The 25,694-nt window shown below is 73.2% G+C and carries 30 protein-coding genes; 16 read left to right on the top strand and 14 right to left on the bottom strand.

Annotated elements, in window-relative coordinates; genetic code table 11:
• Window positions 1-41: 41 nt before the first annotated feature.
• The 6 genes from JSQ78_RS09955 to dnaK all read right to left on the bottom strand — a co-directional run bounded on the left by JSQ78_RS09955 (window position 42) and on the right by dnaK (window position 5,914).
• A complete protein-coding gene (locus tag JSQ78_RS09955; RefSeq protein ID WP_211447323.1) occupies window positions 42-638 on the bottom strand; it encodes a hypothetical protein in 597 nt (198 codons plus the stop codon).
• Entirely contained in the window at window positions 635-1,861 is a 1,227-nt protein-coding gene (locus JSQ78_RS09950; protein ID WP_211447322.1) for a hypothetical protein, read from the bottom strand. The genes JSQ78_RS09955 and JSQ78_RS09950 overlap by 4 nt, the downstream gene beginning before the upstream one ends.
• Before the next feature lie 68 nt (window positions 1,862-1,929).
• Complete coding sequence (locus tag JSQ78_RS09945) at window positions 1,930-2,364, bottom strand: heat shock protein transcriptional repressor HspR (protein WP_211447320.1); 435 nt, start codon at window positions 2,362-2,364, stop codon at window positions 1,930-1,932.
• Window positions 2,364-3,329, bottom strand: coding sequence for a DnaJ C-terminal domain-containing protein (locus tag JSQ78_RS09940; RefSeq protein WP_211447318.1), 966 nt, complete (start codon window positions 3,327-3,329; stop codon window positions 2,364-2,366). The genes JSQ78_RS09945 and JSQ78_RS09940 overlap by 1 nt, the downstream gene beginning before the upstream one ends.
• Window positions 3,330-3,383: 54 nt before the next feature.
• Complete coding sequence (locus JSQ78_RS09935) at window positions 3,384-4,052, bottom strand: nucleotide exchange factor GrpE (protein ID WP_211447316.1); 669 nt, start codon at window positions 4,050-4,052, stop codon at window positions 3,384-3,386.
• Between the two features lie 2 nt (window positions 4,053-4,054).
• Window positions 4,055-5,914, bottom strand: a complete 1,860-nt coding sequence (gene dnaK, locus JSQ78_RS09930) for a molecular chaperone DnaK (protein ID WP_211447314.1) — start codon at window positions 5,912-5,914, stop codon at window positions 4,055-4,057.
• A 236-nt stretch (window positions 5,915-6,150) separates the two neighbouring features.
• On the opposite strand from dnaK, the gene JSQ78_RS09925 reads away from it, so the two are divergent.
• From JSQ78_RS09925 to JSQ78_RS09885, 9 genes are all read left to right on the top strand, one after another.
• Window positions 6,151-6,840, top strand: coding sequence for a DUF1345 domain-containing protein (locus JSQ78_RS09925; protein ID WP_211447313.1), 690 nt, complete (start codon window positions 6,151-6,153; stop codon window positions 6,838-6,840).
• 232 nt (window positions 6,841-7,072) lie between these two features.
• Entirely contained in the window at window positions 7,073-7,687 is a 615-nt protein-coding gene (locus JSQ78_RS09920) for an endonuclease domain-containing protein (protein WP_211447311.1), read from the top strand.
• A 116-nt stretch (window positions 7,688-7,803) separates the two neighbouring features.
• Complete coding sequence (locus JSQ78_RS09915; RefSeq protein ID WP_249295616.1) at window positions 7,804-9,246, top strand: MFS transporter; 1,443 nt, start codon at window positions 7,804-7,806, stop codon at window positions 9,244-9,246.
• Window positions 9,247-9,350: 104 nt separating this feature from the next.
• Entirely contained in the window at window positions 9,351-9,650 is a 300-nt protein-coding gene (locus JSQ78_RS09910; protein WP_211447309.1) for a hypothetical protein, read from the top strand.
• 8 nt (window positions 9,651-9,658) lie between these two features.
• Entirely contained in the window at window positions 9,659-10,894 is a 1,236-nt protein-coding gene (locus JSQ78_RS09905) for a hypothetical protein (protein WP_211447307.1), read from the top strand.
• 30 nt (window positions 10,895-10,924) lie between these two features.
• Window positions 10,925-11,533 carry a hypothetical protein gene (locus JSQ78_RS09900; RefSeq protein WP_211447305.1) on the top strand — a complete coding sequence of 203 codons (609 nt, stop codon included), beginning with the start codon at window positions 10,925-10,927 and terminating at the stop codon, window positions 11,531-11,533.
• Complete coding sequence (locus JSQ78_RS09895) at window positions 11,533-12,144, top strand: hypothetical protein (RefSeq protein ID WP_211447304.1); 612 nt, start codon at window positions 11,533-11,535, stop codon at window positions 12,142-12,144. The genes JSQ78_RS09900 and JSQ78_RS09895 overlap by 1 nt, the downstream gene beginning before the upstream one ends.
• Window positions 12,141-12,947 carry a hypothetical protein gene (locus JSQ78_RS09890; protein WP_211447302.1) on the top strand — a complete coding sequence of 269 codons (807 nt, stop codon included), beginning with the start codon at window positions 12,141-12,143 and terminating at the stop codon, window positions 12,945-12,947. Before JSQ78_RS09895 ends, JSQ78_RS09890 begins: the two co-directional genes overlap by 4 nt.
• A gap of 96 nt (window positions 12,948-13,043) precedes the next feature.
• Window positions 13,044-13,577, top strand: a complete 534-nt coding sequence (locus tag JSQ78_RS09885) for a 2'-5' RNA ligase family protein (RefSeq protein ID WP_211447301.1) — start codon at window positions 13,044-13,046, stop codon at window positions 13,575-13,577.
• An 8-nt stretch (window positions 13,578-13,585) separates the two neighbouring features.
• Here the strand turns inward: JSQ78_RS09885 and JSQ78_RS09880 are convergent, their stop codons facing one another.
• Window positions 13,586-14,476 carry a hypothetical protein gene (locus JSQ78_RS09880; RefSeq protein ID WP_211447299.1) on the bottom strand — a complete coding sequence of 297 codons (891 nt, stop codon included), beginning with the start codon at window positions 14,474-14,476 and terminating at the stop codon, window positions 13,586-13,588.
• Window positions 14,476-15,054, bottom strand: a complete 579-nt coding sequence (gene dcd / locus JSQ78_RS09875) for a dCTP deaminase (protein ID WP_211450597.1) — start codon at window positions 15,052-15,054, stop codon at window positions 14,476-14,478. The genes JSQ78_RS09880 and dcd overlap by 1 nt, the downstream gene beginning before the upstream one ends.
• Window positions 15,055-15,150: 96 nt before the next feature.
• Between dcd and JSQ78_RS09870 the strand changes: the two genes are divergently transcribed.
• A complete protein-coding gene (locus tag JSQ78_RS09870; RefSeq protein WP_211447297.1) occupies window positions 15,151-15,645 on the top strand; it encodes a hypothetical protein in 495 nt (164 codons plus the stop codon).
• Between the two features lie 184 nt (window positions 15,646-15,829).
• Here JSQ78_RS09870 and JSQ78_RS09865 read toward each other — a convergent pair whose 3' ends face one another.
• Window positions 15,830-16,675: a DUF1206 domain-containing protein gene (locus JSQ78_RS09865; protein ID WP_211447296.1), complete on the bottom strand. Its 846-nt coding sequence runs from the start codon at window positions 16,673-16,675 to the stop codon at window positions 15,830-15,832.
• Window positions 16,676-16,732: 57 nt separating this feature from the next.
• Here JSQ78_RS09865 and JSQ78_RS09860 point away from each other — a divergent pair, with 57 nt between their 5' ends.
• Window positions 16,733-17,389 (top strand): dienelactone hydrolase family protein, encoded by a 657-nt coding sequence (locus tag JSQ78_RS09860; protein WP_211447294.1) that lies wholly within the window; start codon window positions 16,733-16,735, stop codon window positions 17,387-17,389.
• 81 nt (window positions 17,390-17,470) lie between these two features.
• Here JSQ78_RS09860 and JSQ78_RS09855 read toward each other — a convergent pair whose 3' ends face one another.
• Complete coding sequence (locus tag JSQ78_RS09855) at window positions 17,471-17,836, bottom strand: glutamate-cysteine ligase family protein (protein ID WP_211447292.1); 366 nt, start codon at window positions 17,834-17,836, stop codon at window positions 17,471-17,473.
• Between the two features lie 109 nt (window positions 17,837-17,945).
• Between JSQ78_RS09855 and ku the strand changes: the two genes are divergently transcribed.
• The 3 genes from ku (at window position 17,946) to JSQ78_RS09840 (ending at window position 22,704) form a co-directional block, all read left to right on the top strand.
• Window positions 17,946-18,971 carry a non-homologous end joining protein Ku gene (gene ku / locus JSQ78_RS09850; RefSeq protein ID WP_211447291.1) on the top strand — a complete coding sequence of 342 codons (1,026 nt, stop codon included), beginning with the start codon at window positions 17,946-17,948 and terminating at the stop codon, window positions 18,969-18,971.
• 1 nt (window position 18,972) lies between these two features.
• Entirely contained in the window at window positions 18,973-21,453 is a 2,481-nt protein-coding gene (locus JSQ78_RS09845; RefSeq protein WP_249295615.1) for an ATP-dependent DNA ligase, read from the top strand.
• A 93-nt stretch (window positions 21,454-21,546) separates the two neighbouring features.
• Window positions 21,547-22,704: an acyl-CoA dehydrogenase family protein gene (locus JSQ78_RS09840; protein WP_211447289.1), complete on the top strand. Its 1,158-nt coding sequence runs from the start codon at window positions 21,547-21,549 to the stop codon at window positions 22,702-22,704.
• Between the two features lie 16 nt (window positions 22,705-22,720).
• Here JSQ78_RS09840 and JSQ78_RS09835 read toward each other — a convergent pair whose 3' ends face one another.
• The 4 genes from JSQ78_RS09835 to JSQ78_RS09820 all read right to left on the bottom strand — a co-directional run bounded on the left by JSQ78_RS09835 (window position 22,721) and on the right by JSQ78_RS09820 (window position 23,993).
• On the bottom strand, window positions 22,721-22,897 hold the full coding sequence (locus JSQ78_RS09835; RefSeq protein WP_211447287.1) for a hypothetical protein: 177 nt from the start codon (window positions 22,895-22,897) through the stop codon (window positions 22,721-22,723).
• A gap of 83 nt (window positions 22,898-22,980) precedes the next feature.
• Window positions 22,981-23,499, bottom strand: a complete 519-nt coding sequence (locus JSQ78_RS09830; RefSeq protein WP_211447285.1) for a DinB family protein — start codon at window positions 23,497-23,499, stop codon at window positions 22,981-22,983.
• A gap of 27 nt (window positions 23,500-23,526) precedes the next feature.
• Complete coding sequence (locus JSQ78_RS09825; RefSeq protein ID WP_211447283.1) at window positions 23,527-23,766, bottom strand: hypothetical protein; 240 nt, start codon at window positions 23,764-23,766, stop codon at window positions 23,527-23,529.
• Window positions 23,767-23,777: 11 nt separating this feature from the next.
• Window positions 23,778-23,993: a BrnT family toxin gene (locus JSQ78_RS09820; protein WP_211447281.1), complete on the bottom strand. Its 216-nt coding sequence runs from the start codon at window positions 23,991-23,993 to the stop codon at window positions 23,778-23,780.
• Window positions 23,994-24,160: 167 nt separating this feature from the next.
• Here JSQ78_RS09820 and JSQ78_RS09815 point away from each other — a divergent pair, with 167 nt between their 5' ends.
• Window positions 24,161-24,310, top strand: coding sequence for a hypothetical protein (locus tag JSQ78_RS09815; RefSeq protein ID WP_021009582.1), 150 nt, complete (start codon window positions 24,161-24,163; stop codon window positions 24,308-24,310).
• 113 nt (window positions 24,311-24,423) lie between these two features.
• The gene (locus JSQ78_RS09810; protein ID WP_211447279.1) at window positions 24,424-25,608 is read left to right on the top strand and encodes a thiolase family protein; all 1,185 of its coding nucleotides are present in this window, start codon (window positions 24,424-24,426) and stop codon (window positions 25,606-25,608) included.
• The last annotated feature ends 86 nt before the right edge of the window (window positions 25,609-25,694 follow it).

The following is a 25,694-nucleotide window of genomic DNA, read 5'->3' as shown; positions in this document are numbered from 1 at the left end:
GCGGCTCCGAGCATGCTCGGCGGCGTGCGGGCGCGCAAGGGTCAGGAGAGCGCGCTGGCCTCCTGCGCTCGCCGCGCCTCGCGGCGCGCGATCGCGAGCCACGTGCGCGGGCCGGCGAGCCAGCCGATGAGCGTCGAGAGGGCGATGGAGGCGAGCACCCAGATGCCGGCGACGATCCAGAAGCCGAGCGTGCCGGTCAGGAGCGTCAGCAGCCCGAGCAGCCAGCTCGAGAGCGTCGAGAGCGCCGCTTGCAGCGCCGTGCCGAGGGCCGCGCCGCGGAACGTCACGGCTGCCGCGGCGACGACGCCGGCCCGCCGCATGCGGCGGGTGGAGAGCCAGCAGCCGAGCGCGCCGGCGGCGACGGCGAGCACGACGAGCACGAGCACGACGGGCACGAGCCACGAGGCGTCGAGCCGCTCGATCCAGTCGACGACCGCGAGCCCCCACTCGGCGTCGTCGAAGAGGTCGATGATCGCGGCGCGCAGCACGATGACGACGAGCGCGGCGGCGAGCATGCCCCACACGAGCGAGGCGCCCGCGGCGACGAGCGAGAGCCCGACCGCGCCCGCCGACCGCACCGCCGCGCGCTGCGCCTCGTCGAGCACATCGGGTCGCGGCGCGCGAGCGGCTCGGCTCACGCGCGCGCTCCGCGCAGCCGCACCTCGGTGAGCTCGGCCTCGTCGCGCGCTCGAGCCGCCGCCTCGGCGGCGGCCTCCTGCGCGGCGGCGATCGCGCGCGGGTCGACGCGCGGCCGCGACGTCGAGAGGAAGAGCCAGCCGAACAGCAGCCCGACGCCGCCCGTGAGCACGACCGCCATCCCCAGCAGCCCGAAGAGCGTCGCCCACATCGAGCCGAGCGTGAGCGAGGCCGAGGAGCTCGCGACGGTCGCGACGAACGCGAACACGATCGCGCCCGGCCAGTAGGCGAAGCCGAACAGCCCCGTCACGGCGGTCGTGCACAGCCACGCGAGCCACGCCGAGCGGTGCGGCTTCGCGAGCCCGGCGGCCCTGCCCCACTGGCGGCTGAGGATCGCGCCGAGCGCGAGCAGCCCGCCGCCGACGATCGCCCCGATGATCGCGGTGGCCACGACGCGGTCGGGCATCGTCCAGAGCGCGACGGTCGAGGTGAGCGAGTCGGCCTCGATCGTGCCGATCGGCTCGCCGGTGGCGTGCAGCAGCCACGCGAACCCGACGATCGAGAAGTAGGTCACGAGGAAGTGCGTCGCGAGCGCCATGACGGTCTGCCCGAGCCACGAGCTGAGCACCGCGGCGCGCGTCTGCCGGCGCGACCACGGCAGCCGCGGCGGTGGCGGTGGCGGGTAGGCCGCAGAGGCGTACGGGGCTGCGGATGCGTACGGCGCCGCCGGGTGCATCGGCACGGCGTAGCCCGCGGGCGCACCGTAGCCCGGCGCGGGCGCATAGCCGGGCAGCGCCGCCGCGACCGGCGCAGAGTGCCGGAACTCTGCTGCTGCGGGGCCGCCGGACAGCAGAGTGCCGACACTCCGCGGCGGGAGGGAAGGGGCGACCGGCGGCGCGGCGGCGTGCGGGGGCTGGAGGATGGGCGGCGGCGCGTACGCGGGCATCGCGGCGAGCTGGAGCTCGCGCTCGCGCTCGCGGCGGCGGCGCTCCCGCTCGGCCGCGCGGGTCTGCAGCGCGGTCGTCGGGACGAGCGCATCGCGAGCCGGCGCGGATTCGGCGCGCACAGCGTGTGCTCTGCCGGCAGCGGCCGCCCGCGCCGCCGCGTCGACCGGGACGGGCGTCGCCGTGCCGGGCAGCGGCGGCGCGGCGGGATCCGGCCGGGCGGGCCCGGGCTCGTCGCGAGCGCCGCGCTCTGCGCTGTCGCGGCGTGCCGGGTCGTCCACGGGCACCATCATCGCATCGGTGTCTCGATGCGTCGGCTGCGGCGGCGCGACCGACCCGGGGTTGCCGCTCAGTCGCGCGGCTGCGTGCCCCAGAGCACGACGGAGCCGGGCTTCGAGGGGCGTGCGCCCGCGCGGAGCGTCGTGATGCCCGCCGAGCCCGCCGCGAACACGCGGCGTCCCTGCTGCTGCATCACCGCATCCGCCAGTGCCGCCTCGAGCTCCCGCACCCGCGCGCGCAGCTCGCGGTTCTCGTCGCTCATCGCGAGGATGCGGCGGATGCCCTCGAGCGAGACGCCCTCGCTCGAGAGCAGCTGCACCTGCTTGAGCCGCCCGACGTCGCGCATCGAGTAGCGGCGCGTGTTGCGCGCGGTGCGGGCGGGCTCGACGAGCCCGAGCCGGTCGTACTGGCGCAGCGTCTGCGCGTGCAGGCCGGCGAGCTCGGCGGCCGCCGCGATCGAGAAGATCGGCGACGTCTCGTCGAGGCCCGACGGCGCTGCACGCATCACGACGCCTTCGCCTTCGCGAGCAGCTCGGCGCGCGGCGACTCCTTCGGGCCCGCCTCGACGAACGCCTCGAGGTGCTCGACCTGCGCCTTCGTGAGGTGGCTCGGCACCACGACCTGGATGGTCGCGAGCAGATCGCCCGTGCCCTGCTTGCCGGCGACGCCGCGCCCCTTCACGCGCAGCACGCGACCCGAGGGGGTGCCGGGGGCGACCTTGAGCCGCACGGGGTTGCCGCCGAGCGTCGGCACCTCGATCGTCGCGCCGAGCGCCGCCTCGGCGAACGTCACCGGCACGTCGACGCGCAGGTTGAGGCCGTCCATCGTGAAGACCGGGTGCGGGCGCACCTGCACCGTGAGGATGAGGTCGCCCGGCTCGCCGCCGGAGGGCGAGGGGTCGCCCTTGCCGCGCAGCTTGATCTTCTGCCCGTCGTGCACGCCCGCCGGGATCTTGACGGTCATGGTCTTCCCGCCGACGGTGAGCTTGAGCGTGTCGCCCTGCACCGCCGAGGTGAAGTCGAGCGCCGCGCGCGCGGTGACGTCGCGGCCCTTCGCGGGCCGACGGGCACCGAAGCCCCCGCCGAACCCGCTCTGGCCGCCGAACATGCCGCCGAGCAGGTCCTCGAAGTCGCCTTGCGAGTACTGCACGCGCGGGCCGCCGCCACCGCCGCCGAAGCCGCCGAAGATGTCCTCGAAGCCGCCGGAGCCGCCGGGCGCGAAGCGCGGCCTGCCGCCCGCCATCGCGCGGACGGCGTCGTACTCCTGCCGCTGCTTCGGGTCCGAGAGCACGGCGTGCGCCTCGGAGATCTCCTTGAACTTCGCCTCGGCGGATGCGTCACCCGGGTTGGAGTCCGGGTGGTACTGCCGCGCGAGCTTCCGGTAGGTCTTCTTGAGGTCGGCCTCGGAGACGTCCTTGGGCACGCCGAGCACGGCGTAGAAGTCCTTGTCGAACCAGTCGTTGCTAGCCATGTTCCACCTCCCTCGGCCACCCGCGGCTCACGCCGCTCCCCTCTCGCGCCGGCATCACTCCGCCGGGACGAACACCGCGACCTTGGCCGCGCGCAGCACGCGGTCGCCCACGCGGTAGCCCGCCTGCACGACGTCGGCGACGACCATCTCGGTCACCTCCGGGTTCGGCAGCTGGGCGACGGCCTCGTGCTTGTCGATGTCGAACGCCTCGCCGACCTCGCCGAGCTTCACGACGCCGAGCTGCTCGAACGAGGCGCGCAGCTTCTGCGCCACGATCGCGAGCGGGCCCTCGACGAGATCGCCGTGCTTGTCGGCGAGATCGAGGTCGTCGAGCGCCGGCAGCATCGAGGCGATGACGGATGCGATGGTCGCGTCGCGGTCGCCCGCGCGCTCCCGCTCGGTGCGGCTGCGGTAGTTGACGTACTCGGCCTTGAGCCGCGCGAGCTCGTCCTGCTGCTGCTCGGACTTCGCCTGCAGCGCCGCGCGCTCCGCCTCGATGGCCGCGGCCTCGCCCGCGAGCAGGGCGCGGTCGGCCTCGCTCATGTCGTCGCTCGCGGCACCCTCGGGCGCCGCGCCCTCCGACGGGGCGGCCCCGGAGGCGGCAGCGTCGGCTGCCGCCTCGCGGGGCTCCCCCGTCACGGGGTCGATGCGGCGCTTGTCGTGCACCCTGGGCTCTTCGCGGCCCTCGGTCTCGTCGCGCTTGTCGTCCTCGTGACCCGTCATGACTACTTCTTCTCGTCCTCGTCGTCGACGACCTCGGCGTCGACGACATCGTCGTCCTCCGCCGGGGCGGCCTGCGGCTCGTCACCCGACGCATCCGGCTGGCCCTGTGCCTGCGCCTGCTGGTAGATCGCCTCGCCGAGCTTCGACTGCGACTGCTGCAGCTTCTCGACCGCCGTCTTCACCGCCTCGTCGTCGTCGCCCGCGAGCGCCGACTTCACCGCGTCGACATCCGCCTGCACGTCGTTCTTCACGTCGCCGGGCAGCTGCTCTGCGTTGTCGGTCAGCACCTTCTCGACCGAGTAGACGAGCGTCTCGCCGGTGTTGCGCAGCTCGGCGGCCTCGCGGCGCGCCTTGTCGGCTGCCGCGTTCGCCTCGGCGTCCTTCACCATGCGGTCGATGTCCTCCTTCGAGAGGCTCGAGCCGCCCGTGATCGTCATCGACTGCTCCTTGCCCGTGCCCTTGTCCTTCGCGGACACGTGCACGATGCCGTTCGCGTCGATGTCGAAGGTGACCTCGATCTGCGGCACGCCGCGCGGCGCCGGCGCGATGCCGGTGAGCTCGAACGTGCCGAGCGGCTTGTTGTCGCGCGTGAAGTCGCGCTCGCCCTGGAAGACCTGGATCGCGACCGAGGGCTGGTTGTCCTCGGCGGTCGTGAAGGTCTCGGAGCGCTTCGTCGGGATGGCGGTGTTGCGCTCGATGAGCTTCGTCATCATGCCGCCCTTGGTCTCGATGCCGAGCGAGAGCGGGGTGACGTCGATGAGCAGCACGTCCTTGCGCTCGCCGCGCAGCACGCCGGCCTGCAGGGCGGCGCCGACGGCGACGACCTCATCCGGGTTGACGCCCTTGTTGGGCTCCTTGCCGCCGGTGAGCTGCTTGACGAGCTCGGTGACCGCGGGCATGCGGGTCGAGCCGCCGACGAGCACGACGTGCGCGATGTCGTCGACCTTGATGCCGGCCTCGCGGATGACGTCCTCGAAGGGCTTGCGGGTGCGCTCGAGCAGGTCCTTCGTCATGTTCTCGAACTGCGCGCGGGTGAGCGTCTCCTCGAGGTTGGCGGGGCCGTTCTCGGTGAGCGAGAAGTAGGGCAGCTGGATGCTCGTGGTCGCCGACGACGAGAGCTCCTTCTTCGCCTGCTCGGCGGCCTCCTTCAAGCGGCGCATCGCGATCTTGTCGTTCGAGACGTCGACGCCCGACTGCTCCTTGAAGCGCTGCTTGAGCCACTCGACGACGCGGTCGTCCCAGTCGTCGCCGCCGAGGCGGTTGTCGCCGGCGGTCGCGCGCACCTGGATGGTGGAGAAGTCGTCGTCCTTGCCCACCTCGAGGAGGGAGACGTCGAACGTGCCGCCACCGAGGTCGAAGACGAGGATGAGCTCGTCCTCCTTGCCCTTGTCGAGGCCGTACGCGAGCGCCGCCGCGGTGGGCTCGTTGATGATGCGGAGCACGTTGAGGCCCGCGATCTCGCCGGCCTCCTTCGTCGCCTGGCGCTCGGCGTCGTTGAAGTACGCGGGCACGGTGATGACCGCATCCGTCACCTTCTCGCCGAGGTAGGTCTCGGCGTCGCGCTTGAGCTTGCCGAGGATGCGCGCCGAGATCTCCTGCGGCGTGTACTGCTTGCCGTCGATCTCCTTCTTCCAGTCGGTGCCCATGTGGCGCTTGACCGACGTGATGGTGCGATCGACGTTCGTGACCGCCTGTCGCTTCGCCGGCTCGCCGACGAGGGTCTCGCCATCCTTGACGAACGCGACGACCGAAGGGGTGGTGCGGAATCCTTCGGCGTTCGCGATGACGGTGGGCTCGCCGCCGTCGAGGAACGCGACGACGGAGTTGGTGGTGCCGAGGTCGATGCCGACTGCTCGTGCCATGTGCTTGCCTCCTGTTCGCAGCTCGCGCTGCGCTCATTGCCTGATTCCGGCAGACGAGCCCGCCGACGTGCATGGCGGTGAGTCCGTCTCCCGGAACCCCGGCTGCGACCGCGCCCGGCGGGCGCTGCTGACTTGAGTCGCAATGGCTCAATTTTCTCATCTTGAGTCGAACCGTGTCAACTTTCGCACCTGTGCATCGGCCGAGAGTCTCGCCGCTCGCGGGTAGCGTTGACGCCGTGGCGAGAGGCAATCGGCGGCTCCACCGCGAGAGCACCCGGCACACCCTGGCGTCGCTCATCGCGGGCGCCTCCGCCGCGCTCGCGGTGCTCGGCATGAGCGCGCTCGGCGGCGTCGACCTCTCGATGCGGTCGTCGCTCGCGAGCGTGCTGACGCTCGCGTTCGGCGCCTACGGGCCGGCGTTCCTGTGGCTCTCGCACCTCGCCTTCCGCTCGCTCTCGGGCGATCGGCTCCGCGCGCGGCTGCGCCGCTCGGAGGAGCTGAGCGCGATCGTGCGCGTGCTCTACGGCGGCGGGCCGACGTCGTGGGCGGTGCTCATCGTCGTGGTCGGGGTCATCTCGGTCGTGCTGCTCGCGACGAGCGGCGACTCGATCGACCTCTGGCTCATCGCGTCGTGCGTGCTGGGTGTCGGGGGCACGTGGGTGCTGCTCGTCGCGGTGTTCGCCGTCGAGCACATGCGCGGCTGGGCAGAGCGCGGCGGGCTCGAGTTCCCCGGCGAGGAGGAGCGCGACTTCTCCGACTTCGTCTACCTCTCGGTGCAGCTCTCCGCGACGTTCTCATCGGCCGACGTCGCCCTCACCACCCGGCCGGCTCGGCGCCTCGTCACGGTGCAGTCGATCGTCGGCTTCGCCTACAGCACGGTCATCATCGCCGTCTTCGCGTCGCTGCTCATCTCGCTCGCCGCCTGACGCGCTCTCCACACCGGTGGGCGGATGCGTCTGCGTCGGCACCCGGGACGGCGCACCATGCACGCATGCCGCGTCCCGCACCGCTGCCCGAGCCGCTCGCGAGCGGCGCCTTCTCGACCGCAGCGGCGCTGCGGCTCGGCTGTGGGGGCTGCCGGTCGATCCGGCGTGGGAGCTCGGCGAGCCGCTCGTCATCGGCGTGCCCGACGGCATGGCGCGGACTCGAGCCGCTGGGGTGCGATCCCTGCAGTTCGCCAGCTCGAGGCTCAGCGTCGGCGAGATCGACGGGCTGCCGACGCTCGGGCCGATCGGCGCCTTCGTGACGATGGGTCGGAGCGCCGAGCACGAGCAGCTCGTGATGCTCGTGGATGCGCTCGTCACGCCCTCCCAGCGCTACCGCGACCTGCGCTTCGAGCGGCCATACGCGACGCTCGACGAGCTCTCGGCGGCGGTCGAGCAGTACCGGCGCGCGCCCGGCGCCGCCGCGCTGCTCGCCGCGATCGCGGCTGGGCGGCTCGGCGTCGACTCGCCCCGTGAGTCGCGCTCGCGCCTGGCGATCGTCGCGGCAGGGCTGCCGGAGCCGGTCGTGCAGCACCAGGTCTGGCACGAGGGCGGGCTCGTCGCCGAGCTCGACCTCGCCTACCCCGAGCTGCGGATCGCGATCGAGTACGAGGGTGACCACCACCGCACCGACAGCGCGCGGTGGGCGAAGGACATCCGGCGCCAGGAGCGACTCGAGGCACTCGGCTGGATCGTGATCCGGGCGACGAAGGCGGACCTGCGCGACGGCGGGCGCTCGCTCGTGACGCGAGTGCGCGCCGCTCGGGCGCGACGACTCGGCGCCGCCTGACGTGGGTGGTACCGAATGGTCGCTCGGGACGGGCTCCAGGCGACGAATCGGTACCACCCTCGACCGCGACCGTGGCGCGGCACCCGCCGTTCGCCTCGCGGCCATACGCTCAGCCCATGAGCGTCTCGCAGGAGCCCATGGAGGCATCCGTCACCCGCAAGCCGTCGCCCGACGACCTCGTGCAGCCGTCGCAAGCGGGGCTCGCGCCCGTCCCGCGCCGCGAGCTCAAGCGCCGCGCCCGCGCGTGGGCGCTGTGGGACTGGGGCTCCGCCTCGTTCAACGCGGTCGTCACGACGTTCATCTTCAGCACCTACCTCGCCTCGAGCCTCTTCGTCGACGCCGACGTCGCCGAGGCCGGCGGCGCCCCGCTCACGCGCGCGCTCGCCGACAACGCCTCGATCGTCGCGTGGGCCGTCGCGATCGCCGGCGTGCTCGTCGCGCTGCTCGCGCCGATCGTCGGGCAGCGCTCCGACGGTGGCGGCCGCCGCAAGCTGTGGGTCGCGGTCAACACGGGGCTCACGATCCTGGCGATGCTCGGGATGTTCTTCGTCACCCCGGTGCCGGGCGGCATCTGGCTCGGCGCGGCGCTGCTCGCCGCCGGCAACCTCTTCTTCGAGTTCGCGAGCGTCAACTACAACGCGATGCTCCACCAGGTGTCGACGAAAGAGGCGCTCGGCCGCACGTCGGGCTTCGGCTGGGGCATGGGCTACGTCGGCGGCATCGTGCTGCTCGGCCTGCTGCTCGTGCTGTTCATCTTCGACATGGGCCGTGAGGGCAACGGCATCCTGGACGTGCCCGCGGGCCGCGACGGCGGCGGCCTCGACGTCCGCCTCGCGGTGCTCGCGAGCGCCGTGTGGTTCCTCGCCTTCGCGATCCCGCTGCTCGTGCGCGTGCCGGAGGTGCCGCCGACCGGCGCCGCACCGAAGCGCGTCGGGATCCTCGAGTCGTACCGCATCCTCTTCCGCACGATCGGCCGCATCGGCCGCCGCGCGCCCAAGACGCTGCTGTTCCTGCTCGCCTCCGCGATCTTCCGCGACGGGCTCTCGGGCGTCTTCACCTTCGGCGCGATCATCGCGGCGCAGGTGTTCGGCTTCAGCCCGACCGAGGTCATCCTCTTCGCGATCGCCGCGAACGTGACGGCGGGCATCGGCACGTTCGTGGGCGGCTGGGCCGACGACCGCTTCGGGCCGAAGCTCGTCATCATCATCTCGCTCGCGGTGCTCGTGGCCTCGGGATCGGCGGTCATCTTCGTCGACGGCAAGCACATGTTCTGGCTCTGCGGGCTCGCGCTCGCGACCTTCGTCGGCCCCGTGCAATCGGCGTCGCGCAGCTTCATGGCCCGCATCACGCCCGAGGGGCGCGAGGGCGAGATGTTCGGGCTCTACGCCACGACGGGCCGCTCGGTCTCCTTCCTCACCGCGACCCTCTTCGGCGTCTTCGTCTCGCTCACGGGCGACACCCGCTTCGGCATCCTCGGCATCATCCTCGTGCTGCTCGCGGGCCTGCTGCTCGTGCTGCCGGTGCACCCGAAGCCCACGACGATCGACGACCGCGACTGAGCCCGACCGCGCTCACGGCGCCCGGCGGGGAGTAGTCCCCATCGCGGGCTCAGAGCTGAGTGATTATCGTCTGAGGCGTCCCCGTTCCCCGACCCGGAAGCCCCATGGACATCAAGGTCAACTACGCGATGCTCGAGCGGCTCGAGTCGCGCGTCGCCGAGATCATCGAGGAGTTCGAGCAGGCCTCCGCGCGCCGCGAGGACCTCGCCGCAGCCGCCGGCCGCCCCGACGGGCACGGCGAGCTCCAGAGCCGCGTGCACGACTTCGAGTCTCAGTGGGACGACCGCCGCAAGCAGCTGCGCGAGGGCCTCGACGCGGTGCTGGAGAGCGCGACGAAGCTGCGCGAGGGATGGCAGACCGGCGACAAGGAGCTCGCCGAGGGCATGCAGAGCGAGGAGCAGTAGTGGCCGCGATGGAGCAGTCCCCCGGGAAGCACGACATCCACGTGCTGGAGGGCAACGCGTCCGACATCTGGCAGCGCGGCAGCGACATCGTGAGCCTCGGCGTCAAGATGACCCTCGCCGCCTCGACGATGGAGACGCTCGTCACCGATGGCGCCGAGCAGGAGGGCCAGTGGGTCGACAAGCTCACGGAGGTCTCGAAGGAGGTCTATCAGGAGCTCGACAAGGCCGGCACATTCTACATGCGCGTCGGCCCGTACGTGCGCGACTACGGCACCGCCCTGTCGACCGCCCAGTCGACCATGAAGCGCATCGTGCCCGAGTGCGAGCGGCTCTGGGGCATCTACGAGACGAAGCTCGAGGCCTACCACGACGCGCTCGCGGTGCCGGTCGCCTACCCGACGGGCGAGGACGCCGACGATCCGACCGCGCGTTCGCAGGCGGAGTCGGCCAAGGAGACCGCCGTCGAGACGGCGCGGCAGGCGAAGGACACCGCGTACGAGAACTGGGAGGCCGAGGCGAAGGACTACGACACCGCCTACGACACGTGGTGGGGCGAGTTCGAGGATGCGTACAAGGGCATCGAGACGCAGAACGGCAAGGGCCTCGAGGACAGCTGGCTCGACAACCTCGACGGGCTCGTCGAGTTCGTGCAGACCGTGCTCTCGGTCGCCGGGCTCGTGCTCGCCGCGCTCGCGCTCATCGTCGGCGGCCCGATCGTCGGCCTCCTCGCGCTCATCGTGGGCGTCGTCGCGCTCGGCCTGACGATCTACCAGTTCGCGCGCGGCGACGCGAGCGGCTGGGACCTCGGCTTCGCGATCGTCGGCGTGCTGCCGATCGGCTCGCTCGGCGACTTCGCCTCGGGCGGCTTCAAGACCGGCATGAAGAGCTGGGTCGGCATGTCGGGCGGCATGTCGTTCGGCGACGACGCGGCGCGCTGGAGCCTGTCGGCGACCGGTTCCGGGTTGAACCCGAAGGCCTGGGTCGCCAACATGCGCGGCCTCGCGCCCGAGGCCGGGTACCTGGCCGGCGAGAGCTTCGAGATCGTCGGGGAGTTCCTGTCGACGCACGGCGACGACACGTGGGAGGCGCTCGGCAGCATCGACCACCTGCCGTGGACCCTGGCGCACATCGGCGACACGATGGGCAACTACTTCGGCGTCCTCCCCGGCGTCGTGCGCGACACGGTCGGCCTCTTCACCGGCATCCCTGGCACCTACGAGCAGCTGCGCTGGCCGACGTATTGACCCCGATAGCCTGGCCGCGGAGGTGGCCGGATGAGTGATCTGCGCACGCTGCTGCGCGGCGACGGCAAGGTGCCCGCGTTCCGCATGCTGCTGCCACAGGGCTGGACCTCGCACCGGCCCGATGAGCAGACGCAGGAGGAGCTCCTCGGCGCAGCCGCGAAGCGGCTCGCGACGGCCGGCCGACCGGACCTGCTCGTGCAGCTCCGCCGGCACGCCGCGACCGCCTTCAGCCAGCTGCGCGAGCAGCGCGCGATCCTCATCATGATGCCCGGCGAGGGGACGCCCCAGTCGCTCTTCCTCCCCGCGACGATCACCGCGGTCGAGCGCGTCAGCACGCCCGACGCGCCGGTGCGCGAGGTCGTCATCGACGCCATCCGCCGCAAGGGCGCGAAGCCGCTCGACGACAAGGGCGCCATCGTCCGCTGGCTCGAGCGCCGCGACGTCGCGCTCGACGGCGAGTCGAGCGCGACGACCTCGATCGTCTACCTCATCGCCGTGCCGGGCACCGGGCGGCGCCGTGCCCTGCAGCTCACGGCCGTCATCACGCATCCGACCGACCTGCCCGCCGACGACGAGGTGCTCGAGCAGTGGATCGCGCTCATCGACGCGCACGTCGCGACCTTCGCCTGGGAGCCCTGATGCACGGCATCGAAGTCGACTTCGACCCGACGCTGACCGTCGAGGTGCCGCGCGAGGAGCCCTTCCCCGGCTGGGCGCAGGCCGAGCTCGAGCGCCTCGGCGCGCACGACCCCGGGCTGCTCGACGACCGCGCGGGCGTCGTGCGCTGGCTCGACGCCGTGCGCGGCGGCGTCGCCCCGACCGCGACCTACACGCTCGCCGTGCGCTCGCCGCAGCTGAGCGCGCTCGCGGTGCTGCGCTTCGACGTGATCGAGGGAGCGCTGCCGGACGAGGTGCAGCGCACGATCCTCGAGCCCCCCGCGACGCTCCCGCCCCGCTTCGACGTCGTCGAGCTCGCGGGCCTCGGCGAGGCGCTGCGCATGCAGGTGCTCGCCGAGCGCGCCGGCGAGCCGTACTCGCTCGTGCAGTGGCTCGCGGTGCGGGAGGGCGGCTCGGTGATCGTCTCGCTCGGCCCGCTCCCGCCCCAGGGCATCGCGGCGTTCCGGCCCTACGCCGAGGCCGTCGTCGGCAGCGCCCGCCCCATCGGGCTCGAGCTCGACGGCAGGCCGTGGCTCGAGCAGCGCTCGCGGCTCGTGGAGGTCGTGCCGCCGGTCGAGAGCTGGAACCCGTGAGCGCCGCCGGCTACGCCGCCCACCGCTCGAGCTTCACGGCCGATGACTGGTGGCGGATGGAGGCGGCAGCGTTCCGCGGCGAGGATCGCGTGCGCGACGCGCTCGCGCTGACCGCGCCGGGCCACCTCGCGCTCATGCTGCGCGGCGAGCGGCGCGGCGCGCCCGCGTGGCAGCGCGCCCTCAGCGTCCCCAAGGTCGCGCTCATCATCGGCGGGCTCGCCCTCACGTTCGTCTGGGGGCTGCCGGTCTTCGCGTGGATCTTCCTCGGCGACGGCGGCGGCCTCGCGGTCGCGAGCTTCGGCATCATCGCGACCGTCTCGCTGCTGCTCGGGATCCCTGGCCTCGTCGGCGAGCTGCGCTCGCGCGGCGCCGATCGCGCCGGCGCCGGCGTCTGGATCGTGCGCGGCGTGCCGGCGGTGCTCGGCGCGATCGGCGCGATCGCGTGGCTCTCCTCCGGCGCCGAGGTCGACGACTCGCTCGTCGGGTCGGGCATCCCCGTCTCGGGCGCGTGGGTCATCCCGATGGTCGCCGACGCGGTGCTGAGCGTCGCGCTCGTGCTGCTCGCCCGCCGCGGCGCCCGCTCCGCGCCGACGCTGCGCAGCGAGCGCTCCGTGGCTCGGCTCGCCGACGCGGTCGGCGCGCTGCCGCTGGGGCGCCGCGAGGAGATCGCGCTCGACGTCCGCGCGGCGATCGACACCCTCGAGCGGGCAGGCGCGATCGACGCGGCCGAGGCGCGCCGCGCGCGCGCCGCGCGGCTCGGCGAGCTCGCCGCCACGATGGCGCCCGAGCGCGCGACGGCCTGAGCCGGATCGATCCCGCCGCGGAGCCGCTGGCTCCAGTGACCGGTCGTCCCGGCCGCCCCTCGGCCGTGCTCGGAGCGGATGCGCGAGGATGGCCGCATGGAGCCGCGCGAGCCGGGCGACGGGACGAAGGCGATCACGAGCCTCGAGCTGCTGCTCGACGAGGCCGCCGAGGAGGCCGTGCGCCGCGAGTGGGACGCGCTCGCCGCGGCGGGCTTCTCGAGCCTCGCCGGGCACACCGCGGCGAGCAACCGCCCGCACGTCACGCTCGCGATGCGCTCGAGCCCTGTGCCGCATCCGCTCTCGATCGACGCCGGCCTGCCGATCCCGATCGAGCTCGGGCCGCCGCTGCTGTTCGGCTCGGGCGAGCGGCGCGTGCTCGCGCGCGCCGTCGTTCCCTCGGCAGCGCTCCTCGCGCTGCATGCCGCCGTGCTGCGCGCGGCGGGCGAGGGCGACGACCCCCCGCACCTGCTGCCGGGCCGCTGGTTGCCGCACGTCACCCTCGCGCGCCGGCTGCGCGTCGTCGACCTCGCGGCGGCGCTCGCGCTGCTCGGTCCGGCGATCGAGGCCCGCGGCGTCGCGGTGCGGCGATGGGATGCGTCGACCCGGGTCGTCACGCACGTCGCCCCGTGACGCGGGCGTCAGAGCAGCGGGTCGGTGGGGCGGATGCGCTCGGCCTCGAGCGCGGGATGCCCGAGCACGCGGCCGATGAGGTGCGCGCTGCCGCCGACGTGCGTCACGTCGAGGTCGATGTCGGTCGCGACGAACCACGCCGGGGCGCCCGGCGGCTCCGTCGGCCAGAGCGCGTTCGGCGTGCGGCCCCGACCGCCGGGCTGCCAGCCGAGACCGGCCGCGCACTCCCACGCCGGGTCGGCGAAGGCCTCGAGCCGGCCGCGCAGCAGCACGTGGTCGCGGCCGGTGCCCTCCGGCAGCGGCAGCAGCGCGCGATCCGCCATCGCCGCGCGCACCTCGGGGTCGATCGACGCGTCGAGCTCCGCCCGCCGCTCGCGCTCGAGGCGACGGTGGTCGGCGTCGGTGAGGGGCGGCTCGCCGGGGCCGGCCCAGAACATGAAGCCGACGCCGCTCGTGTCGAGGCCGCTGCCCTCCCACACGGCGGCGAGCACCTCGGCGTCGCCGTGCTCGTCGAGCAGCAGCGTCGCGAGCGCGGCGAGCGTCGCGACAGGGATGTCGCCCAGCTGCGGCTCGATGATGCGGCGGCCGTCGCGCAGCTCGAACGGCGACTGACCGAACCGCGCCTCCCACACCGCGAACGCGGCGTCGGTCGGCTTCGGGGTGCGCTCGCCGAGCAGCTGCGCCGCCTCGTCCCATCGCAGTGGGCGGTCGGCGTACTGCGGAGCGCCCCACGCATCCGCCTCGCCCGTGGGTGTCTCGAGCGTCGCGGGGTGCAGGATGCGCGCGTAGGCATCGAAGATCGGCGGCACGACCGTCGCGGTCGTGCCGCCCCACGCGAGCGCGTCCGGGAGCCAGGCCGCGACGGAGACGTCGCGCTCGACCCGCAGGGGACCTGCCATCAGTCGATGCGCGTGCGGTGGAACGACTGCGCCGAGCGCGACGCGGTCGGTCCGCGCTGGCCCTGGTAGCGGTTGAGGTTGCCGCCCTTGCCGTAGGGCGTCTCGGCGGGCGACGAGAGCTGGAAGTAGCAGACCTGCCCGATTTTCATGCCCGGCCACAGCTTGATCGGCAGCGTCGAGACGTTCGAGAGCTCGAGCGTCACGTGGCCCGAGAAGCCCGGGTCGATGAAGCCCGCCGTCGAGTGCGTGAGGAGGCCGAGGCGGCCGAGCGACGACTTGCCCTCGAGCCGCGCGGCGACGTCGTCGGGCAGCGTGATGCGCTCGTAGGTCGCGCCGAGCACGAACTCGCCGGGGTGCAGGATGAACGCCTCGTCGGGACCGACCTCGACGAGCCGGGTGAGCTCGGGCTGGTCCTCGGCGGGATCGATGAACGGGTACTTGTGGTTGTCGAAGAGCCGGAAGGCGCGGTCGAGCCGCACGTCGACGCTCGAGGGCTGCACCATCTGCACATCGAGCGGGTGGAGGCCGAGGTCGCCCGATGCGAGCCGGGCGCGGATGTCGCGATCGCTGAGCAGCACGAGCCCGAGCGTATCGCCCGTCGCGCGCCGCGCCGCGCCGCGTCGGGGCGTGCGGTTCACAGCCGGAGGGAGCACGATGGGGGGAAGGAGGTCGCCATGGCCGTGCACCGGGGTCGCCGGCTCGAGGACTGGGTCGAGCTCGCCGCAGCAGCCGTCGAGCGAGCCCGCCGCTCCCTCGGCGACGAGGAGGTCTCGCGCCGCGTCGAGCGCTCCGTCTCCGACGAGGACTACGAGACGACCGTGCGCGTGCTGCGCACGATGGGTCGCGACCTGCAGGCGACGAGCCCCGACCTCTCGGTGCTCGACGCGCGGCTGCGCGGCCACGTCGAGCCGCACCCGCACGTGCCCGAAGCGCCGGAGGACGCCGGGCGCGCGGAGCGCGAGGCGGCGGATGCGTCGCGCGCGCCACGCGCGAAGCCCGGCTTTGCGCTCGACGACGACGACGCATCCGGCCGGAACCCCGAGCCGACCCTCGACGACCTGCCGGTGCGCGAGCGCGGCGGCAAGACCCCCGCGGAGCTCGCGAAGGAGCTGCTGCGGCTGCGGAACCCGATCCTGCCGCACCCGCGCACGCGGCCGGGGCCACGCTGAGCCGTCAGGCCGCGCGGCAGCGGTCGCGGAGTTCGCCGAGGCGACCCCTGCTCCCCGAGCCGACCCCTGCTCGTCGAGCCGACCGCTTGCAGCCGCGACTCGACCGGTTCTCGCCGAGGCGACCCGCTGCAAGGGCTCCGGTCGGCGCGAACCGGTCGAGTCGCGCGGCGAGCGCGCCCGGCGGTCAGCGCGACCAGGCACCCCGCGCGAAGCAGTAGACGCCGTAGAGCATCAGGCCGAGCGCGATCGCCACGAGCACGATCACGCCGCCGGGCACGGTCGTGAGCGACTGCAGCGCTCCGTCGAGACCGCCCGCCTCCTCGGGGTCCTGCTGGGAGGCCGCGGTGACGAACAGCACGCCGACGATCGCGACCGCGCCGCCCTTCGCGATGTAGCCGGCGGTGCCGAGCACGTCGACGGCCTTCCGGTAGCGCGCGGGCGGCGACACGTCCTCGCGGAACTCGCGCTTCGCGCCGCGGACGACGAAGGCGACGCCGACCGCGACGATAGCGAGGCCGAGCAGGCCCACGAGCCAGGGCCCGAAGGGAGTCGCGAGCAGCTGCGCCGAGACCGACTGCGCGCCCTCCTCGCTGTCGCTGCCGCTGCCGAGCGCGAAGCTGAGCGCGGTGACCGACACGGCCGCGTACGCGACCGCGCGACCGCCCGGCCGCACCGCCTCCTTCCAGCCCTCGCGCGACTCGGCGATCGCGGTGACCGCCGAGTGCACCGCGAGCGCCGCGAGCGCGATGCCGACGAACCAGATGGCGATCGCGCCGACCGGGGTGTCCTGCAGCGCCCGCATCGCCCCCGACTGGTCGGCCGAGCCGCCGGCGCCGAACGCGATCCCGAGCGCGATGCCGCCGATGATGAGGTGCACGATGCCGTTCGCGACCTGGCCGACGCCCTGCGCGATCGACGCGGCCGGGTGGCGCTTCGCCCGCCCCGCCGCGTCCTGCGCCCTGTCGCCTGCGCGACCCGCCGCATCCGCTGCCCTCGATGGATGGATGCGCGAGCTCTCTCCGTCTGCCATGGGGGCACCGTACGTGGCTGGGCTACCGTTTCCCTGGAGAGAGCGAAGGAGCGCAGCATGGCGATCGAGACGACCGACGACACCGCGACCCGCTGGTACGGCGCGGAGGGCGACCCCGTGGTGGTGCTCGCGCACGACTGGAACGGCCGGCTGCCGTGGATCGATGCGTTCGGCCGGCGCCTGGCCGACGAGGGCTTCCGCGTCGCCGTGCCCGACTTCTACGCCGGCCGGTCGACGCGCGAGGACGCCGAGGCGGGCGAGCTGCTGCAGGAGCGCTACGCCGACCTCGAGGGCGCGCTCCACATCCTGAGCGAGACGCTCGGCGAGGCGCGCGCGGGCGGCAGCCGCCGCGCGGGCGTCGTGGGCTTCTCGATGGGCTCGACGATCGCGCTCATGTACGCCGCGCAGCAGCCGACGCTCGACGCGATCGTCGCCTACTACGGCGCGCCCTTCCCCGGCATCGAGTCGGGCCCGCGCGTGCCGGTGCTCTTCCAGCTCGCCGAGAGCGACGACTGGAGCGGCCGCGAGGCGCCCGAGGACTACCGCGCGCGGCTCGAAGCCGAGGGCTACGACGACGTGCACGTGCGCTCCTACCCGGCCTCGATCCACGGCTTCCAGAACGCGGATGTGCCGAAGTACAGCCGGGATGCGTCGGAGGCGGCCTGGGCGGAGACGAAGCAGTTCCTCCGCTCGCGCCTGAACCGGGAGCCCTGATCGGGCCTGAGCCGATCTTGCGCTGATCGATGCTCATGATGTCCTAGCCGTCGGAGTCGCGCTAGCCGCGGCTGCGCGAGCTCATCGCGCGCATCCCAGCTGCTCGGCGCGCAGCAGCCGATCACGCCGCACACGCGCGCCGTCGCGTGGTTCTTCGCGCTGTGGAGCGCGATGTGCCAGCGGTCGAACGGCGGCGTCGTCGCGGGCCTCGCCGAGCCGGAAGCCGCGCACGGCGCGATCGGCAGCCTCGAGCACGGGCGGGGCGAACTCGAGCTGCGCCTGCAGGAACTCGTGGCCGACGCGCGCCGCCGGATCGGCCGCGCGCACCTCGGCGACGACCTCGCCGGCGTCGTCGACGGGGTCAGGGGTCGCGGGGTCGAGCAGCACGACCTCCTCCTCGACCCCGAAGGTGAGAGGAGGCGGTCCTGCCGGCCGCGATGCCGTCATGGCCGGGATTCTCGCACGCGCCGCGCCGGCACCGTCGTGCCTGACGCATCCCTCATTCCCTGAGAGGTCGCAGATGGTGGAGCGCGCACCCATGGTGGAGAGTGTCGCCATGCGCGCGATCTGGAAGGGCTCGATCACCTTCGGGCTGGTGAACGTCCCGGTGAAGCTCTACTCGGCGACGGAGGAGCACGACCTGCAGCTGCACCAGGTGCACGACGCCGACGGCGGCCGCATCCGCTACCAGCGCAAGTGCGAGGTGTGCGGCAAGAAGGTCGAGTTCGCGCACATCGACAAGGCCTACGACGACGGCGACCAGACGGTCGTGCTCACGGGCGAGGACCTCGAGGCGCTGCCGGCCGAGCGCTCGCGCGAGATCGAGGTGCTCGAGTTCGTGCCGAACGAGCAGATCGACCCCATCCTGTTCGAGCGCTCCTACTACCTCGAGCCCGACTCGAAGAGCCCGAAGGCCTACGTGCTGCTGCGGCGCGTGCTCGAGGAGACCGAGCGCACCGCGATCGTGCGCATCTCGCTGCGGCAGCGCACGCGGCTCGCGACGATGCGCGTGCGCGACGACGTGCTGCTCGTGCAGACGATCCGCTGGTCGGACGAGGTGCGCGCGGCCGAGTTCGACTCGCTCGGCGACGACGTCACAGTCGGCAAGCGCGAGATGGACCTCGCGCGCTCGATCGTGCGCGACCTCGAGGCCGACTTCGACCCCGAGCAGTACGTCGACGAGTACCAGGAGCAGCTGCACAAGCTCGTCGAGGCGAAGCTCGAGCAGGGCGACGCGCTCGACACGGCTGCGACCTTCGGCGAGACCGACGACGACGAGGGCGCCGAGGTCATCGACCTGCTCGAGGCGCTGCAGCGCTCGGTCGAGAAGCGGAAGGGGTCGGGGTCGGATGCGTCGGAGGACTCGGGCGGGAAGCCGTCGGGGTCGAAGGCGACCGGCTCGAAGGCCGCCGCCTCCGACGCGAGGAGCACGGCGAAGCGGACGGCCAAGAGCGGCGCTGCCGCGAAGAAGCCGGCCGAGCGGAAGCCTGCGGAGAAGAAGCCCGCTGCGAAGAAGTCGACCGGCACGAGCACGAAGGCGAAGACGACGGCGACCGCGGCGAGCAAGCGGAAGTCCGCCTGACGTGGCGGCGGCCGATCGGATCGTCGTCGGCGGGCGGTCGCTGCGCTTCTCGAACCCCGACAAGGTGCTGTACCCGTCGACCGGGACGACGAAGCGCGACGTGCTCGAGTACGTGCTGCGCGCATCCGAGCCCATCATCGCCCACGCGGGCGGCCGCCCCGTCACGCGCAAGCGCTGGACCGAGGGCGTCGGCACCGAGAAGAAGCCGGGGCAGGTGTTCTTCCAGAAGACGCTCGAGAAGGGCGCGCCCGAGTGGGTGCAGACCGTCGAGCTGCAGCACTCGACGGGGCCGAAGCAGTACCCCGTGCTGACCGAGCCCGCGGTGCTCGCGTGGATGGCGCAGATGGGGGCGCTCGAGCTGCACGTGCCGCAGTGGCGGATGCTCGACGGCGACCGCCAGAACCCGGACCGGCTCGTGCTCGACCTCGACCCGGGGCCCGGCGCCGACCTGGACGACTGCGCGCGCGTCGCGCTGTGGGTGCGCGAGCTGCTCGAGGACATCGGCCTGCACCCCGTGCCGCTCACGAGCGGGTCGAAGGGCATCCACCTCTACGCGCGGCTCGACGGCACCGTCACGAGCGAGCAGGCGAGCGAGGTCGCGCACACGCTCGCGCGATCGCTCGAGCAGATGCATCCGGAGCTCATCGTGAGCGACATGAAGAAGGCGCTGCGCACGAACAAGGTGCTGCTCGACTGGAGCCAGAACTCCGGCTCGAAGACGACCGTCGCGCCCTACTCGCTGCGCGGGCGGCTGCGGCCGACCGTCGCCGCGCCGCGCACGTGGGACGAGATCGAGGCCGGCGGGCTCGAGCAGCTCGAGTACACCGAGGTGCTCGAGCGGCTCGAGCGCGACGGCGACCTCATCGCCTCGCTCGACCCGCCGCCCGACCGGCTCGCGAAGTACCGCGGCATGCGCTCGGCCGCGCGCACGCCCGAGCCCGTGCCGGCCGAGCCGCCGACGTCGACCGACGGCCGCTCGTTCGTCATCCAGAAGCACCGGGCGAGCCGGCTGCACTACGACTTCCGGCTCGAGCAGGACGGCGTGCTCGTCTCGTGGGCGGTGCCGAAGGGGCTGCCGTCGACGCCGAAGCAGAACCGGCTCGGCGTGCAGACCGAGGACCACCCGCTCGAGTACGGCTCGTTCGAGGGCACGATCCCGAAGGGCGAGTACGGCGCGGGCGTCGTCGAGATCTGGGACGCGGGCACGTACGAGCTCGAGAAGTGGCGCGACGACGAGGTGATCGCGACGCTCCACGGGCGGCCCGACGGTGGGCTCGGCGGGGAGCCGTACCGCTTCGCGCTCATCCGCACCGACGCCGAGAAGCGGCAGTGGCTCGTGCACCGCATGAAGGAGCAGGACGCCGAGCGCGACGCGCGGCTCAAGGGCTACGCGCCCTCGAAGGCTGCCGCCGCGCGGGCGGCGCGGGGCGAGGGCGACGACGAGGCACCGGCCGCGCCCGCGGCGGCGCCGAAGCGGCGGCTCGGCAAGCGGCTCGGCGGCGCCACCGCCCGCGACAAGGGCGACCGCCCGACCGACCTCCGCCCGATGCTCGCGACGCAGAGCGACGCATCCGCGATCGACGACGAGCGCGAGTGGTCGTTCGAGGTGAAGTGGGACGGCTGGCGCGTGCTCGTCGAGCGCCGTGGCGACGCGGTGCGGCTGCTGAGCCGCAACGGCCGCGACCTCTCTGGCGCGTTCCCCGAGCTCGTCGAGGCGGTGCCGGCCGCGATCGAGGCGGACGCCGTGCTCGACGGCGAAGTGGTGATGCTGAAGCGCGGGGTCGCAGACTTCGAGGCGCTGCAGGATCGCGGCGGGCTCTCAGGGCGCCAGGCGGCGCGGGCGGCGAAGGCGAGCCCGGCGACGCTCGTGCTGTTCGACCTGCTCGAGGAGGACGGCGAGCGGCTCGTCGACGAGCGCCTCGACGACCGGCAGTCGCGGCTCGACGAGCTCGTGCACGAGAGCCGGCGAGTGAAGGTCTCGAAGCCGCTCCGCGGCTCGCTCGCGCGCATCCTCGAGGTCACGCGGGAGCGCGGCCTCGAGGGCGTCATGGCGAAGCGGCACGACAGCCGCTACCGGCCCGGCAAGCGCAGCGACGACTGGCGCAAGCTCAAGCACCAGCAGTCGCAGGAGGTCGTCGTGGTCGGCTGGCTCGAGGGCAACGGGTCGCTCTCGGGCACGGTCGGCTCGCTCGTGCTCGCGCTCCCCGGAGAAGGCGGGCGGATGCGCTACGCCGGCCGGGTGGGCACGGGCCTCTCGAGCAAGGAGCGCGACCGCTTGCGCGACGAGCTGCGCCCGCGGCGGACGGCGCCGGCGCTCGAGGGGCTCCCGAGCGACGTCGCGCGGAAGGTGCGGTGGGTGCGCGCAGCGGTCGCCGAGGTCGAGCACACGGAGCAGACGACGTCGGGCGCGCTGCGGCACCCGGTGTGGAAGGGGCTGCGGCCGGACAAGGCGCTCGCCGACCTGAATCCCACCGCTGGCTGAGCCGCCGTCTCGATCACCGCTCTTCGCTCCCGCCCTGCACGACGCATCCGTGCGAGCCTGGCTCTCGCACCCCGCGACCGACGAAGGAGCCCCATGACGACCGACCTGCTCGACATCGAGTCGCTGCTGACCGACGAGGAGCGCGCGACCCGCGCACGGGTGCGGGCGCTCGTCGACCGCGAGGTGCGCCCGCACATCGCCGAGTGGTTCGAGCGCGGCGTCTTCCCGCGCGAGCTCGTGCCGGTGTTCGGCGAGGCGGGCCTGCTCGGCATGCACCTGACCGGCTACGGCTGCGCGGGCCGCGGGGCGGTCGAGTACGGCATCGCGATGCAGGAGCTCGAGGCGGGCGACAGCGGCATCCGCACCTTCGTGTCGGTGCAGGGCTCGCTCGCGATGTCGGCGATCGCGAAGCACGGCTCGGAGGCGCAGCGCGAGGCGTGGCTGCCGCGCATGGCGCGCGGGGAGGCGATCGGCTGCTTCGGCCTCACCGAGCCGGATGCGGGGAGCGACCCGGGTGCGATGCGCACGTTCGCGAGGCGCGACGGCGACGACTGGGTCATCGACGGCGCGAAGCGGTGGATCGGGCTCGCCTCGATCGCCGACGTCGCCGTCATCTGGGCGCAGACGGAGGAGGGCGTGCGCGGCTTCCTCGTCGAGACCTCCTCGCCCGGCTTCACGGCGACGCCGATCGAGCCGAAGCTCTCGATGCGCGCGTCGATCCAGTGCGACATCGCGCTCGAGGGGGTGCGGGTGCCGGAGTCGATGCGGCTGCCCGAGGCGCGCGGGCTGCGGGCGCCGTTCGAGTGCCTGAACGAGGCGCGGTTCGGCATCGCGTGGGGCGCGCTCGGCGCGGGCCGCGACGCGCTCGAGCAGGCGCTCGCCTACGCCGCCGAGCGCGAGGTGTTCGGCAAGCCGCTCGCGGCGATGCAGCTGACGCAAGCGAGGCTCGCCGAGATGGCGCTCGCGCTGCAGCAGGCGCAGCTGCTCGCGCTGCACCTCGGGCGGCGCAAGGAGGCCGGGGTGCTGCGCCCGCACGAGATCTCGATGGGCAAGCTCGCCTCGGTGCGCGCGGCGATCGACGTCGCGCGGGAGGCACGCGCGCTCCTCGGCGGCAACGGCGTCTCGCTCCAGTACTCGCCCATGCGGCACGCCGCGAACCTCGAGAGCGTGCGCACCTACGAGGGCACCGACGAGGTGCACACGCTCGTGATCGGCCAGGCACTCACGGGCATCAGCGCCTTCCGCGGCTGACGCCCTCGTCGCAGGGTCAGAGCGACGCGATGAGGAGCACCGCCGCGACGAGCGCGACGAGGCCGCCGGCGATCGTGCCGAGCAGCGCGGGCCACACGCGCTTCGCGCGGCCGCGCGCGTGCCGCCGGATGCCGAGCAGGCCGACGCCGACCGCCGCGAGCGCCACGAGCAGCGAGACGACGTCGCCCACCATCGGCAGCGCGAGGCACGCGACCGCGACGACTCCGAGCGCGATCGCGCTCTCCCCCGAGGCGTCGTGCCCCGGATGCTCCTCGCTCAGCGCTGCACGTCCTGCACGTGGTGCTCCAGATCGTGCAGGGCGTACACGAGCAGCGTCTCGACGGTGAACGACGAGCCGTTGGAGCGCGTGCCGGCGCGGTCCCACGCGTCGGAGGGCACCGCATCCGCCGCGTTCGCGAGCTCCGCTGCCGCCAGGTCGAGCTCGACCGCGACGTGCTCGGGCTCCTGGCTCGCGTAGTCGCCGTCGATCGCGACCCGGTCCTGATCCCAGTTCGCGAACTCGGGGTCGTCATCGGTGAGCATCTGGTCGAGCCGCGAGCGCATCACGGTGCAGACGTCGCGGACGTGCGCGGCGTACTCGAGCGGCGACCACGTGGAGTCGTCGGGCCGCTCGGTCACGGCGTCGCCGTGCAGCCGCGCGTGCATCGCGGCGGCGGCATCGCGGATGCGCGGGCCGAGCTCGCCCCGCTCGGCGAGCGCGGGGTCGAAGCCGCACTCGGGGCACCGCTCGCGCAGCACCCAGGTCCAGTCCTTCGTGTCGGGCTCGATCGGCATGGGTCGAGCATGCCACCTGGCGGTCGTTCAGCCCCCGAATCGCTGCTGTGCAGCCTGTCGACTCGTGTCGAGCGCTGCACCGATGATGGTCCAGGAGTCACCGGCTTCGCGAGCGGCACTGACGGCTTCGCGCAGCTCGGCTTCGGCCGCGGCAAGCTTGGCACGCGCGGCCAGGATCCGCCGGAAGTGGACGGCGTCGCGGGCGGTCGTCTCGTCCGGATCCAGCGCGTTCAGTCCGGATCGGTCGGGGTCGGTTCGGGTGCTCATCGCCGGTCACCTCATCTCAAGCAGTCGTAGAACTTCGGCCGGAGCCTGTCGGCATGGATGATGCGTGCGGGCGCCTCCACGGGGAGCGCGACAAGCTCGGGGCCGATCGCCAGCAGTCGGGCCTCACCCTGGTAGTCGTACTCGACCAGGCGAATCGCGTTCCTCCACGCGTGTTCGATGTCCGCGTCGTCGACCCCGTGCTTGCGAGCCGACGGTCGGATCTCCACTCGTCCACCATCTCGTGGAGCATCGCTGCTGTCAAGACCAACTTGACGGCGACGCGGCGGCGTCGGCGGCAGTCCCAGCCGCTTCCCGACGGGATCATCCCGAAGGATGACGATCCGTCGACCTCGGGCGGACGCGGCGGATGCGCGCCGATTCCTACCGTCGGAGCATGGAGATCTTCGACCTGCTGTTCGTCGCCGCCGACCTCGCGCTCGCCGCCCTCGCGATCGCCGCCGCCACGATCCTCGCGGTCGGCGGCGCCGTCATCGTGACGGCGTGGGGCGCCGGCGAGCTCGTGCGCCGCACGCGGCGCCACTGACGCGACGCACGCATGTTGCGGGGCCTCGAGCCGCCCCGTAAGGTATTCCTGAACGATCGGTCACTAATTCACGACCGCATCCGGTGTCACGACGACGGAGTCAGGAGCCCCCATTGCCCGAGGCCTTCCTCATCGGCGGAGCCCGCACCCCGGTCGGCCGCTACGGTGGCGCGCTCGCGGGCGTGCGGCCCGACGACCTCGCGGCGCTCGTCGTCGCCGAGGCGATCGCGCGAGCCGACATCCCCGCCCACGCGATCGACGAGGTCATCCTCGGCGGCGCGAACCAGGCCGGCGAGGACAACCGCAACGTCGCCCGGATGTCGGTGCTGCTCGCCGGTCTCCCCGACGACATCCCTGGCATCACGGTCAACCGCTTGTGCGCATCCGGCATGTCGGCCGTCATCATGGCCTCACAGATGGTGAAGGCCGGCGACGCCGACATCGTCATCGCGGGCGGCGTCGAGTCGATGACGCGCGCGCCGTGGGTGCAGGCGAAGCCCGAGCGCGCGTGGGCGAAGCCGGGCGAGGCGTACGACACGTCGATCGGCTGGCGGTTCCCCAACCCGAGGCTCGTCGCGCGCGACAAGGCGACCTTCGCGATGCCCGAGACGGCCGAGGAGGTCGCGCGCGTCGACGGCATCACGCGCGAGGAGGCCGACGAGTTCGCGCTGCGCTCCCAGCAGCGCGCGATCGCCGCGATCGACGAGGGCCGCTTCGAGGCCGAGATCGTCGCGGTGCCGACGCGCGGCGGCGAGGTCACGGTCGACGAGCAGCCTCGCCGCGACACGAGCCTCGAGCGGCTCGCCGCGCTGCGGCCCGTCGTGGGCGGCGGCTCGGTCGTCACCGCCGGCAACAGCTCGTCGCTCAACGACGGCGCCTCGGCGATCGTGGTCGCGAGCGAAGCCGCGGTCGAGCGCTTCGGGCTCGCGCCCCGCGCGCGCATCGTGGGCGGCGCGAGCGCCGGCATCGCTCCCGAGATCATGGGCCTCGGCCCCGTGCCCGCGACCGAGAAGCTGCTCGCCCGCACGGGCTACGCGATCGACGACATCGGCGCGATCGAGCTCAACGAGGCGTTCGCGACCCAGTCGATCGGCACCATCCGGCGGCTCGGTCTCGACGACGCCATCGTGAACGCCGACGGCGGCGCGATCGCGCTCGGCCACGCGCTCGGCTCGTCCGGCACGCGCCTCATCGTGACGCTGCTCGGCCGCATGGAGCGCGAGCAGGCCGAGATCGGCCTCGCGACGATGTGCGTCGGGGTCGGCCAGGGCACCTCGATCCTGCTGGAGCGCGCGTGAGCGGGCCCGCGACTCGAGCCATCTTCAACCGGATGACCGGTGCGGCGAGCCGATATCTGTCGCGCCCTACCGGCTATCCGGTTGAA

The sequence above is a fragment of the Agrococcus sp. Marseille-Q4369 genome (assembly GCF_018308945.1).
Classification (GTDB): Bacteria; Actinomycetota; Actinomycetes; order Actinomycetales; family Microbacteriaceae; genus Agrococcus.
This window is presented reverse-complemented; position numbering and strand designations above follow the sequence as displayed.